Raw genomic sequence first — 12,377 nt, forward strand, 5'->3', positions numbered from 1 at the left:
GTCTGAAAATCACCCGTCACGCCCCTCTCCGCGGCCACCCCCTCCGCCACCCCCTCCCGCAGCGCTCCCTCTCGCCTGTGGGGGGAGGGGGAAGGTGGGTGGTTGGGGTGGGTGCGTTGGTGCGGCGGGTGGAGGTGGTTGAGGGGGGTGGGTCAGTTGGGGTGGGGGGGGGTGCTTCGGCCGTTTGGGTTATGTGCGGCTGTTGGCGGCGTTTCCCGTCTGCCAGGGGGTGAGACTGCCGCCGGGTGGTATCGGACTGGGAGGACGTTGCGGTGACGGGTACGGGTGAGGCTGTGGCGGTCGGGGTGCCGGGCGCGCGGGGGGCGGACGGGTTGCCCCGGCACGGGGTGGACCGGGCCACGTTTCGGGCGATCGCGGGTGGGCGGGGAGGGGCGGGGGCTGTTCGGCTCCTGCGTGCGGGGCAGTTGAGCAAGCGGGCTCTGCTGCTGGTGGCGCTGCGCCGGGCGGCTCCGGAGGACGACGGGTACCACGCGGCGTACGCCGAGGTGCGCGCGCTGCAGCGGGCGGACCGGGTGCGGTGGGAAGAGGTGCTGCTGCGACCGGAGTTGGACGCCTGGGCGGCCGACTGCCTGCGCGGCCTGGCGGCCGGTGAGGATGTGCAGTTGGGTGGGCTGGGTGAGTTCGTGCGGCTCGGTGCCGGGCGTCCGCTGGCTCTGGAGTGCGACGGGCTGCGCTGGGCTCCGGTGATCGACCACGTCGGGCCGCACCGGGTGGACTACGGGCGGCCGCCGGCCGGGCCCCTGACGCCTTCCGAACTGGCCGTGTGGGAGGTGCGGTTGGCGGATGCGTGGGGGATTCTGGTGCAGCGGCACCGGTGGCACGCGGAGGCTGTTGCCGCTTGTGTCACCACGATCGTCCCGCTCCGGCCGGCTCCCGGCGGGGAGGCGGTGAGCGCGGCCGCCCGGCGCGCGTACGGCGCGGTGGCGGCTTCGCTGCCGGACGATCCGGTGCTGCTGGCGCTGGCCCTGGTGCACGAGTTCCTGCACGTCCAACTCGGCGCGCTGCTCGACCTCGTGCCGCTCCACCGGCCCAACGGCGCCGCCGTCTACCACGCTCCCTGGCGGCCCGACCTGCGCCCGGTCGGCGCGCTGCTGCAGGGGACGTACGCGCACCTGGGGGTGGCCGACTTCTGGCGGACCGAGGCCGCCTCGGGGGCCGGCCGGGAGCGTGCGGAGCGGGAGGGCGAGCGCTGGCGGGCGCACACGCTCTCGGCGGGTGAGACACTTTTGGCGAGCGGCGAACTCACCGACTACGGTCTGGAGTTCACGGCGGAAGTGGTGCGGTCCGTCCGCGAACCGGGTGGGGGATGACCGGTCGATTCGAACGGCGGCTCGAAGAATCCCGCTTCGGCGCGCGCCACGGCGAAGTGCGCGACCGCCGAACGGGTGAATTCTCGGCGTCCCACGCGCCACCGCACGGTGTCGGGCCGTTGCGGACACCAACGCGAAACCGCAAGGTGCCGCGCTGGTGCCTCGCGGGCACTACATTGGTCGCAACCGGGTGGCTTACCCACCCTCGGCAGGTCGTAACCGCGCCTAAGGAAACGAATATGACACCGGTAACCAGCATCAGGCCGGCCGGCAACCTGACTGACCCTCAGGAGACGCCGGAGCGCCCCTCCCTCGCCGATCTGGCCGCGCTGGGCGCGGAAGAGCTCGCCGAGAGCCTGCGGCGCGCACTCCCCGGCGCGGAATCCGGCCTCGTGCCGGTCGCGGCCTTCAACTCCTCGATCTGACCGGCGGGCCGAGACCGACCCTTCGAGTCAGACCATGACGACGCGAATTCCCCTGACGCAATTCGTGGTCAAGATGCACAGCCGGTGCGATCTCGCCTGCGACCACTGCTACGTCTACGAGCACGCCGACAGCAGCTGGCGCACCCGGCCGAAAACCGTCGGTGACGAGATCCTGGCCAAGGCCGCCGAACGCATCGGCGAGCACGCGGCCGCCCACCGGCTGCCCGCCGTCCGGGTCGTCCTGCACGGGGGAGAACCCCTGCTCGCCGGCCCGGACCGGCTGCGCCGCGCCGCCGAGGAGCTCCGGGCGGCGCTCCCGCCCGGCTGCGCCCTCGACCTGCGCATCCACACCAACGGCGTGCTGCTGAGCCGCGCCTTCTGCGAGCTGTTCGCCGAACTGGGCGTCCGCGTCGGCATCTCGCTCGACGGGGACCGCGCGGCCAACGACCGTCACCGGCGCTTCGCCGACGGGCGCAGCAGCCACCCGCAGGTCCTGCGGGCCGTCGCGCTGCTGCGCGAGCCCGCGTACCGGCACCTGTTCGCCGGACTGCTGTGCACGATCGACGTCGAGAACGATCCGGTCGCGGTCTACCGGGCCCTGGTCGAACTCCAGCCACCCGCCGTCGACTTCCTGCTCCCGCACGCCACCTGGGACGACCCGCCGAAACGTCCCTCCACGCTCGGGCCGACCCCGTACGCCGACTGGCTGCTCGCCGTCCACGAGCTGTGGGAGGCGGACCGGCGGCCGTTCGCCGTGCGGACCTTCGAGTCCGTCCACCGGACGCGGCGCGGCTTCTCCAGCCTCACCGAGTCGCTCGGCCTGGAGCCCTCCGACCTCGCGGTGCTGGAGACGGACGGTACCTTCGAGCAGGCCGACAGCCTGAAGACCGCGTACGACGGCGCCCCCGCCACCGGGCTGAACGTCTTCGAGCACACCCTCGACGACCTCGCCGGGCACCCCGGCGTCGCCGCCCGCCAGTCCGGTCTCGCCGGCCTCTGCGGCACCTGCCGCACCTGCCCCGTCGTCCGGAGCTGCGGAGGCGGTCTGTACGCCCACCGCTATCGGAGCGACGATGGGGGAGGCGGCTTCGACAACCCCTCCGTCTACTGCGGGGACCTCATGGCGCTCATCAACGGCGTGGCGGCGTACGGCGGTTCGGTGGCCGTCCCTGCCCAGAACGCCGCCCCGGTCGTGCCGGCCGCGCTCGCCGACCACCAGCTCGACGAACTCGCCCGGGGCTACGGGAGCGCGGACACCGTCCACGCCCTCGGCCGCTCCCAACTCGCCCTCACCCGGGCGATGCTGGCCGCCGCCTGGGACGCCTCCGGACAGGGGCGGGCCGAGGCGTGGTCACTGCTGGCCGCGCTGGACGTCGCCGCCCCCGCCGCCGTCGACGCCGTCCTCGCCCACCCGTACGCGCGCGCCTGGGCCGCCCGGCGGCTCGCCGGGGACCTCGGCACCGGGCTCGGGCCGCTGGCCGCGCTCGCCGCGGCCGCCGCGGTGCGGGCCGCCCGGGGCGACGCGGTGGCCGTGCCGGTGCGCGGCGGGTGGCTGCACCTGCCGACGCTCGGGCGCCTCGCCCTCCCGGACGGGGAGGCCGTCGTGACGGGCACGGCGGACGGCCTCTCCGTCCGCTCCTCCGATGGGACCGTCCGCACCCTGCTGGACGAGCCGCTGCGGCGGGTCCGGCTGGCGGGCGGGTGGACGGTCGCGCTGGAGGACGTCGACCCGCTGCGCGACAGCCACGCCCACGCGGTGTCGGCCCGTCTGTCGGGCGGCGAACTCCTCGACTGGACGGGTGCGTTGCGCGAGTCCTGGGAACTGCTCGGGCGGGACCTGCCCGGGTACGCGGAGGGCATCCGGGCCGGCCTCACGACGGTGACCCCGTTGCGGCCGGGCCCCGCGGGCCGGGATGTCAGCTCGGCGGCCCGGCAGGCCTTCGGCGCGGTGGGCATCGCCCGCCCGGCGACGGCGCCGACGCTCGCCCTCCTGCTGGCCCACGAGTTCCAGCACGTGAAGTTGGGCGCGGTGCTCGACCTCACGGACCTGTACGACCGAGGCGACGACACGCTGTACTTCGCGCCCTGGCGGCCCGACCCCCGGCCGCTGGAGGGCCTGCTCCAGGGAACGTACGCCCACCTGGCGGTCACGGAGTACTGGGGCACCCGCACGCTCGCCTACGACGGGCTGCCGGGCGAGGCCGCGGACCGGGCCCGGCGCGAGTTCGCGCTGTGGCGGCGGTACACCGCGGAAGCCGTCGAGCGGCTGGCCGGTTCGGGCGCGCTGACCGCGCTCGGATTGCGCTTCGCCGACGGCATGCGTGCCACCGTGGCCCCCTGGCTGGCCGTACCGCTGCCCGCGGCGGCCGAACGGGCGGCCGATCGGGCCCGGCGGGAACACGCCGCGGTCTGACCACCATCCACCCGCCCCGGGGCTCCCTCACCCGGGGCCCATGATCCCGGGGTACCGTCATCCTCACCGAATCCCGCGCCGGCAGCGTCGCCGCCGCACCACTCGCCCTGCTCGCCCGTGAATTCACCGAAATCGGAGTCCGCGCGGGTGCGGTGCTCCACGTCCAGGCGTCCCTGCGTGCGCTCGGCCCGGTGCCCGGCGGCGCGACGACGGTGGTCGAGGCCCTGCTCGAAGCCCTGCGGGACGAGGAGGGGGAAGGCACCCTCGTCGCCTACACGGCGACCCCGGAGAACTCGGCCACCTCCCGGATCCACCGGGCCGAGACCGCCGGGCTCTCTCCGGAGCGCCGGGCCGAGCACCTCGACCGGATGCTGCCGTTCGATCCGGCCAGTACGCCGTGCTCGCCGACCATGGGGACGCTCTCGGAGACGATCCGCACGCATCGGCGTGCCCGGCGCAGCGACCACCCCCAGACGTCCTGGGCGGCCGTCGGCAAGCACGCCCGGGCGATCACCGCGCACCACCCGCTCACCTCCCACCTCGGCCCAGAGTCCCCGCTGGGCCGCCTCTACGACCTCGACGCCCAGGTCCTGATGATCGGCGTCCCGATCGCCCGCTTCACCGGCTTCCACCTCGCCGACCTGCGGATGCCCGACGTCCCCCAGCGCGAGTACCGCTGCGTCGGCCCGGACGGCTGGACCACCTTCAAGGCCCCGGACCTCGACGACCTCCACTTCGCCGACCTGGGAGCCCGGGTCCTCGCCGCCTCCACCACCCTCACCACCCGCCGTATCGGCACTGCCCACTGCCGCCTGATCTCCCTCCGGGAGGCCGTCGACCTGGCCGAACACGTCCTGCGCCGATCCCGGTCCTGAGCCGTCCGACTGTCGCCAACGGCACACGGGCTCGCCCGCCGTTCCGGGCGGGCCCGCACGTAGGATCCGCGCAGGTGTTCGTTGTGCGAAGGGTTCGACGTGGGTGTCAAGCAGGCTGCTGTGGTCGGCGGGGTCGTGCTGGCCCTGGCCGGGCTTGCCGGGTGCGGGAGCGGTGACGAACCGGCCATGAGTGCCGGGACGGTGCTGGAGCAGGGGCACAAGCAGTTCGCCCAGGCCGCGTCGGTGAAGATCACCGGGAGCGAGAGCGACTCGGGGCAGAAGATGACCTTCGCCGTGTCGGCCGCGGCCGGCGGGGACTGCACGGGGTCGTTCGACTTCGGGGACCAGGGGAAGGCCGAGCTGCTGCGCAGCGGCGGGCAGACGCTGTTCAAGGAGGACGAGCGGCTGCTGGCCAGGCTCGGCGGGGACAAGGCGGTGGCGGCCGGAAAGGACCACTGGCTGCGGATCAAGGACGGGGACGACCTGCAGACCGTCACCACGTTCTGCGACCTCAAGAGCACGCCCGTCTTCGGGGACGGCGACTGGTACAAGGACGTCGCGTCCGAGGGGACCGCGACCGTGGACGGGCGGAAGGCCGCCGGGATCCTCGCGACCTCGTCCAAGGACGGATCGTTCGAGGGGTACGTCGCCACGGACGGGCCCACGCGGCCCCTCCGGGTCGAGTCGCCGCACGTGGGCGGGAGTTCGGACGGCACCACGATGGACTTCTCGGACTACGACGCCCCCGTCACCGTCAGCCTCCCGCCCGCTGATCGGATCATCGATCTGGACTCCCTCAAGCAGAGCTGACCAGCACGTCGTTTCGGTCATGTCAATTCGTGCGAGTCGTTGTGCTATTCCATTGGGGTGCCAGTCGTTCCTACACTGAAGCCCCGCGCACGGGGGCTGCGGGGAACAGGTTGCCGGCGGGCCCGGGGGAGGCGCGTGTGAACGACCGGGGCTGGGACGAGGACGACGCCAGGCCGTACTTCTTCCTCTCCTACGCCCACACCCCGAGGTCGGGCGCGCGCGGTGCCGGGGATCCGAACCACTGGGTGCGCCAGCTGTACCGGGACCTGTGCGAGGCGGTGCTCCAACTGACCACCGTGCCCGCCGGGGTGCCGGTGGGGTTCATGGACGAGTCCATGCACCAGGGCGAGTTGTGGGCGGAGCGGCTGTCGGAGGAACTGGCCAACTGCCGGGTGTTCGTGCCGCTGTACTCGCCGCGGTACTTCAACAGCGTTCCGTGCGGCCAGGAATGGCACGCCTTCACCCGGCGGCCGGTCTATCCGGCGAACCTCGATTCCGAGCGCACCAGCGGGATCGTGCCGGTCTTATGGGCGCCGATGAGCCGCTACAAACTGCCCAGGGTGGCCGGCGACCTCCAGTTCAACCACACGAGCTTCGGGCCGGACTACGCCACCGAGGGCCTGTACGCGCTGATGAAGCTCACCTACTTCCGCGCCGCCTACGAGCTGGCCGTGCACCGGCTGGCCGCGCGGATCGTGCAGGTCGCCGAGGAGACGGTGATCCCGGTCGGGCGGCGGCTGGACTTCAACGCCCTGCCCAGCGCGTTCAACGTCACCGCGCCCACCAAGCAGCTCCGGATCTCCGTCCTCTCCTACCACCAGGGCGAGTTGCCCGAGGACCGCAGCCCCGACTACTACGGCGCCAAGCGCACCGACTGGCACCCCTACCGCCCCTCCGGCTCCCCGATCGCCCAGCACGCGGTGCGCCTCGCGCGGCAGTTGGGCTTCCAGCCGACCGTGCACGAGTTCGACGACGAGGCCGAGGCGATCATCGGCGGCGAGGCCGCCGCGCCCGGCCTGCTCCTGCTGGACCGCTGGGCGCTGTGCGACGAGCGCCGCCGCGAGCTGGTCCGGCGCTTCGACCGCTCGGACGCCACCTGGGTGGGCGTCCTGGAACCGTGGAACATGGACGACCCGGAGTGCCAGGAACGCGAGGGCGAGCTCGGCGAACTGAGCGACCGCACGCTGCGGATCACCCGCCGGGCCAGCCGCCCGAGCTTCCTCGGCGCGACCGGCACCGCCGGGCTCACCAGCCTCGACGACTTCGACGACGCGCTGCCCCGGGCCGCGATGAAGGCCAAGTACGCCTTCGAGAGCCGCACCCGGGCCGAGCCGGACGACCCCCCGGCGCCGCGGCCCAACCTGCGGGACGCGTTCCGGCGCGAACCCGACCCCTTCGGACCTGGCCCCACCGACCGCGACGACCACCCAGACCGCGACGACACCGACGACGACCCCGGCTACGGGACGGCGCCCGTGGGAGGACCCAGATGAGTGACAACACCACCAGGAACCTCCGCCTCGGGGGGCTCACCGCCGCCGACCTGGCCGCGCAGCGCGAGGCCCGCGGCCGGGCGCAGGAACAGGACCGCGGCGGGCGGATCATCACGTTCTACTCGTACAAGGGCGGCACCGGCCGTACCATGGCGCTCGCCAACACGGCCTGGATCCTGGCGGCCAACGGCTACCGCGTGCTCACCGTCGACTGGGACCTGGAGGCGCCCGGCCTGGCCAAGTTCTTCCACCCCTTCCTCGACCCGGCCTCCCTCGCCGGCACCACCGGCATGATGGACCTGATCGCCGAGTACCGGGAGGAGGCGCTGCGCCCGGTCGAGCACGCCGAGGGCTGGCACCTCGACTTCGCCCGCGTCCACCCGCACGCCCTGTCGCTGTCCTGGCCGCTGTTCCCGCGCGGCGGCAGCCTCGACTTCCTCTCCGCCGGCCAGTTCAACCGGGACTACTCGGAGGCCGTCACCCACCTGGACTGGGACATCTTCTACGACCGGTTCGACGGCGGGCAGTTCTTCGACGCCCTCAAGGCCGACATGGCCAAGCGCTACGACTACGTTCTGATCGACTCCCGCACCGGCCTGTCCGACATCGCCGAGATCTGCACCGTGCAGATGCCCGACGACCTCGTCGTCTGCTTCACCCTCAGCGACCAGTCGATCGACGGCGCCTCCCGGATCGCCCAGCACATCCACGACCGCTACCGCGAGCGCGGCATCCGCATCCTGCCCGTCCCGATGCGCATCGACGAGGGCGAGAAGGAGAAGGCGGACGCCGGCCGCGCCCTCGCCCGGGTGCGCTTCGACGGGCTGCCGGCCGGCCTGGGCGGCGAGGAACTCGCCCAGTACTGGGGCTCGGTGGAGATCCCGTACCGGCCGTTCTACGCCTACGAGGAGATCCTCGCGACCTTCGGCGACCAGCCCGGCACGCCCACCTCGATGCTCGCCGCGTGCGAGCGGCTGACCTCCGTCATCACCGAGGGCCGGGTCACCAACCTGCCGGCGGTGGACGAGGAGGTGCGGCTGCGCTACGTCGACGCGTTCACCCGCCGCCGCCCCTCCGTGCCCGCCGACCTCTACCTGTCGTACGTGCCCGAGGACCGGATGTGGGCGGACTGGATCGAGTCCGTCCTCACCCGGGCCGGCTTCCGGGTGCTGCCGCGGGACCTCAGCGCCGGCACCGACCCGCGCGAGGAGACCGAGCGCGGCATCGACGCCGCCTACCGGACGGTCGCCGTGCTCTCGCCCGCCTACCAGCGCTCCCCGCAGGCCCGGGCCCTGTGGGAGTCCGTGGTCAGCTCCGACCCGTCCGGGACGCGCCGCCAGCTCGTGCCCGTCCGGGTCGGCGACGTGCGGCTCACCGCGCCGTTCAGCAACCGCAACCCGGTCGACCTGGTGGGCCGCGACGAGGCGCAGTCCGTCCAGACGCTGCTGCGCGCGCTCGGCCGCGGCGAGGCCGCCCTGCCGGAGGGCAACGGCGGCGGGCCGCGCTTCCCCGGCAGCAAGCCCGCCGTGTGGGACGTCCCGCCGCGCAACCCGTCCTTCACCGGCCGCGCCGCCGTCCTGGAGCAGCTACGCAACCAGCTGCGCGGCGGCATGGCGGCCGTCCTGCCCACCCCGCAGACGCTGTACGGGCTCGGCGGCGTCGGCAAGACCCAGGTCGCCCTGGAGTACGCGCACCGGTTCATGTCCGACTACGACCTGGTGTGGTGGATCGACGCCGAGCAGACCGAGCTCGTCGCCCCCGCCCTCGCCGAACTGGCCCGGCGCCTGGGCCTGCGCGTCGGCGACTCCGTCACCGAGGCCGCCGAGGCCGCCCGGGAGGCACTGCGCCTGGGCCGGCCCACCGCGCGCTGGCTGCTGATCTTCGACAACGCCGACGAGCCGTCCGAGATCCGCCGCTTCTTCCCCGGCGGCTCCGGCCACATCCTGGTGACCTCCCGCAACCAGGCCTGGACCGGGCACGCCGAGGCCCTGGAGGTCGACGTCTTCACCCGCGGCGAGAGCGTCGAGCACCTGTGCCGGCGCGCCCGCGGCCTGTCCCGGGCGGACGCCGACCGGGTCGCCGAGGCCGTCGGCGACCTGCCGCTCGCCGTCGAGGTCGCCGCCGCGTGGCTGGACACCACCGGCACCCCGGTCGAGACGTACGTCACCCAGCTGCACGCCGAGGCCGCCCGCGCGCTGGCCGTCGCCCGGCCCGCCGACTACCCGACCCCGGTCGGCGCCACCTGGAACGTCTCCATCGGCCGGCTGCGCCAGCAGTCCCCGGCCGCCGTGCGGCTGCTCCAGCTGTGCGCGTTCTTCGCGCCCGAGCCGATCTCGATGAACCTCTTCTACAGCGACCAGATGATCCGGGCGCTGGTGAAGTACGACGCCGACCTCAGCGACAAGTTCATGCTGGGCAAGGTCATCCAGGCCATCGGCCGCTACGCGCTCGCCAAGGTCGACGCCGGCAGCAACAGCTTCCAGGTGCACCGGCTCGTCCAGGCCGTGATCCGGGCCGAGATGACCGAAGAGGAGCAGGAGGTCGCCGTCCACGAGGTGCACCGCATCCTCACCGGCGCCCGGCCCGTCCTCGGCGACACCGACGACCCCGCCAACTGGCCCGCCTTCGACGAGATCTGGCCGCACCTGTCGCCCTCCAAGGCGCACAACTGCGACGAGGCCGACACCCGCCAGCTGCTCATCGACCGCGTCCGCTACCTGTGGAAGCGCGGCGAGCTCGACCGCGCCCGCGACCTCGGCCACGCCCTGGACACCGAGTGGACCCGCAAGCTCGGCGAGGGCGACCGGCAGACCCTCCTCCTGCGCTTCCAGCTCGCCAACGTCCTGCGCTCCCAGGGCAACTACGCCGAGGCCCTGGCCCTGGACGAGGACACCCTGGAGCGCCAGCGCGGCCTGCTCGGCGAGCACCACGCCTACACCCTGATGACGGCCGGCTCGCTCGGCGCCGACCGCCGGGCCCTCGGCCGGTTCCAGGCCGCCCTCGAACTCGACCGCGAGATCCTCTCCCAGTTCCGCGAGCTGTTCGGCGACGACCACCCGCGCACCCTCGCCATGGCCAACAACCTGGCGATCGACTACCGGCTCGTCGGCGAGAGCGAACTCGCCCGCGAACTCGACCAGGAGACCCTCGACCGGCGCACCGCCGTCCTCGGCCCCAAGCACCCCTACACCCTCTCCACCAAGTCCAACCTCGCCCGCGACCTGCGCGAACTCGGCGACTACCAGGGCTCGGTGGAACTCCTCCAGGAGGTCACCGCCGACCTCGGCGACGTCCTCGACCCCGACCTGCCGGAGAACCTGCGCAACGCCAAGTCGCTGGCCGTCTCGCTGCGCCGGATCGGCCAGCTCGCCGAGGCCCGCCGGATCACCAAGGAGACCTACGAGCGCTACCTGGAGCGCTACGGCGCCGACGCCCCCGACGCGCTCGCCTGCGCGCTCAACCTGGCCGCCGACCACAGCGCCTCCGGCGACAAGGAGACCGCGCGGGACCTGTGCGCGACCGTGTTCGAGGGCCACCGGCGGCTGTTCGGCGACGAGCACCCGTTCACCCTGGCCTGCGCCAACAACCTCGGCATCTACCTGCGCGGCAGCGGCGACGTCCCGGGCGCCATCGAGCGCGGCCGGGCCACCGTCGACGGGCTCACCCGCTCCGTCGGGCCGGACCACCCCTACACCCTCAACGCGATGATCAACCTGGCCAACGCGTACGGCGACGACGGGCAGACCCAGCGCGCCGAGGAACTGGGCCGCGCCGCCTACGAGGGCCTGTGCGCCCGCTACACCCCCCGACACCCGGACGCCGTCGCCTGCGAGGCCAACCTGGCGATCACCCTGCGGGCGGCCGCGCGGCACGGCCAGGCGGCGGAACTGCGGGCCCGCTCGATCGCCGAGCTGATCCGGCAGTTCGGCGAGGAGCACCCCAACACGGTGTCGGCACGCGGCTGGAAGCGGATCAACCGGGACCTGGAACCGCAGCCGGTGTGACGCGTCGAGGAACGTTCGCAGGGACGTTCAGGGGGGCGGGGTACGCTCCGGAGCCATGACTACCCCGCCCCCGGTCCTGGTCACCCGCCGCCTCGCGCCCGGGGTGATCGAACGGCTCACCGCGCACCACGCCGCCACCTGCCACGACTCCGACCGCTCGATGCCCCGGCCGGAGCTGCTGGCCGCCCTGCCCGGCCGCCGGGCCGTCCTCACCACCCTGGACGACCGGGTGGACGCCGAGTTCCTCGACGCCGCCGGGCCGCGGCTGCGGATCGTCGCCAACCACGCCGTCGGCTACCACAACGTCGACGTGGCGGCCTGTGCCGAACGGGGGGTGCTCGTCACCAACACCCCCGGCGTGCTCACCACCGCCACCGCCGACATGGCCTGGGCGCTGCTGCTCGCCGCCACCCGCCGGCTCGGCGAGGGCGAACGGCTGCTGCGCTCCGGGCAGCCATGGGTGTGGGCGCCGAACTTCCTGCTCGGCATGGAGCTGTCCGGCACCCCGCTCGGCATCCTCGGCATGGGCCGGATCGGGCAGGCCGTCGCCCGGCGGGCGCGCGGCTTCGACATGCCCGTGAGCTACCACAACCGGAGCGAACTGCCGCCGGAGCGGGCCGAGGGCGCGCAGTGGAAGCCGCTGGACGAGCTGCTCGCGACGTCCACGGTGCTGGTCGTCACCTGCCCGCTCGGTGCGGCCACCCGGCACCTGCTGGACGCCCGGCGGCTGGCGCGACTGCCGCGCGGGGCCGTCGTGGTGAGCATGACGGCGGGCGTGGTCGACGAGGCGGCGCTCGCGGCCGCCCTGGAGTCCGGCGCGCTGTTCGCCGCGGCCGTCGACAACTTCGAGCACGAGCCCGCGGTGCCGTCCGCCCTGCTCGCCCAGGAGCGCGCCGTGCTGGCCCCGCACCTCGGCAGCGCCACCGTGGCCACCCGTCAGGCGATGGGCGGGCTGGCCGTCGACAACGTCCTGGCGGTGCTGGCCGGGGACGAGCCGCTGACGCCCGTGAAGGCCTGACGCCGGTG

8 protein-coding genes are annotated in these 12,377 nt (G+C 73.6%); all 8 read left to right on the forward strand.

Annotated elements, in window-relative coordinates:
• Window positions 1-425: 425 nt before the first annotated feature.
• The 8 genes from ACFV4F_RS31190 to ACFV4F_RS31225 all read left to right on the forward strand — a co-directional run bounded on the left by ACFV4F_RS31190 (window position 426) and on the right by ACFV4F_RS31225 (window position 12,369).
• Window positions 426-1,331 (forward strand): aKG-HExxH-type peptide beta-hydroxylase, encoded by a 906-nt coding sequence (locus ACFV4F_RS31190; protein ID WP_380507493.1) that lies wholly within the window; start codon window positions 426-428, stop codon window positions 1,329-1,331.
• Between the two features lie 239 nt (window positions 1,332-1,570).
• Complete coding sequence (fxsA, locus tag ACFV4F_RS31195) at window positions 1,571-1,756, forward strand: FxSxx-COOH cyclophane-containing RiPP peptide (RefSeq protein ID WP_359962476.1); 186 nt, start codon at window positions 1,571-1,573, stop codon at window positions 1,754-1,756.
• Window positions 1,757-1,790: 34 nt separating this feature from the next.
• Window positions 1,791-4,169: an FxsB family cyclophane-forming radical SAM/SPASM peptide maturase gene (locus tag ACFV4F_RS31200; RefSeq protein ID WP_380507495.1), complete on the forward strand. Its 2,379-nt coding sequence runs from the start codon at window positions 1,791-1,793 to the stop codon at window positions 4,167-4,169.
• A 152-nt stretch (window positions 4,170-4,321) separates the two neighbouring features.
• Window positions 4,322-5,044 (forward strand): aminoglycoside N(3)-acetyltransferase, encoded by a 723-nt coding sequence (locus ACFV4F_RS31205; RefSeq protein ID WP_380507498.1) that lies wholly within the window; start codon window positions 4,322-4,324, stop codon window positions 5,042-5,044.
• A 99-nt stretch (window positions 5,045-5,143) separates the two neighbouring features.
• The gene (locus ACFV4F_RS31210; protein ID WP_380507500.1) at window positions 5,144-5,854 is read left to right on the forward strand and encodes a hypothetical protein; all 711 of its coding nucleotides are present in this window, start codon (window positions 5,144-5,146) and stop codon (window positions 5,852-5,854) included.
• A 137-nt stretch (window positions 5,855-5,991) separates the two neighbouring features.
• Entirely contained in the window at window positions 5,992-7,347 is a 1,356-nt protein-coding gene (locus ACFV4F_RS31215; protein ID WP_380507503.1) for a TIR-like protein FxsC, read from the forward strand.
• Window positions 7,344-11,351: an FxSxx-COOH system tetratricopeptide repeat protein gene (gene fxsT, locus ACFV4F_RS31220; protein ID WP_380498114.1), complete on the forward strand. Its 4,008-nt coding sequence runs from the start codon at window positions 7,344-7,346 to the stop codon at window positions 11,349-11,351. The genes ACFV4F_RS31215 and fxsT overlap by 4 nt, the downstream gene beginning before the upstream one ends.
• Before the next feature lie 55 nt (window positions 11,352-11,406).
• Entirely contained in the window at window positions 11,407-12,369 is a 963-nt protein-coding gene (locus ACFV4F_RS31225) for a 2-hydroxyacid dehydrogenase (protein WP_380507506.1), read from the forward strand.
• Window positions 12,370-12,377: the final 8 nt, after the last annotated feature.

Source organism: Kitasatospora sp. NPDC059722, assembly GCF_042733235.1.
Lineage (GTDB): Bacteria > Actinomycetota > Actinomycetes > Streptomycetales > Streptomycetaceae > Kitasatospora.

What these genes read in the sequence shown, in the direction of transcription:
- fxsA (WP_359962476.1), top strand. Translation starts at nt 1,571, where the DNA reads ATGACACCGGTAACCAGCATCAGGCCGGCCGGCAACCTGACTGACCCT.
- ACFV4F_RS31200 (WP_380507495.1), top strand. Translation starts at nt 1,791, where the DNA reads ATGACGACGCGAATTCCCCTGACGCAATTCGTGGTCAAGATGCACAGC.
- fxsT (WP_380498114.1), top strand. Translation starts at nt 7,344, where the DNA reads ATGAGTGACAACACCACCAGGAACCTCCGCCTCGGGGGGCTCACCGCC.
- ACFV4F_RS31225 (WP_380507506.1), top strand. Translation starts at nt 11,407, where the DNA reads ATGACTACCCCGCCCCCGGTCCTGGTCACCCGCCGCCTCGCGCCCGGG.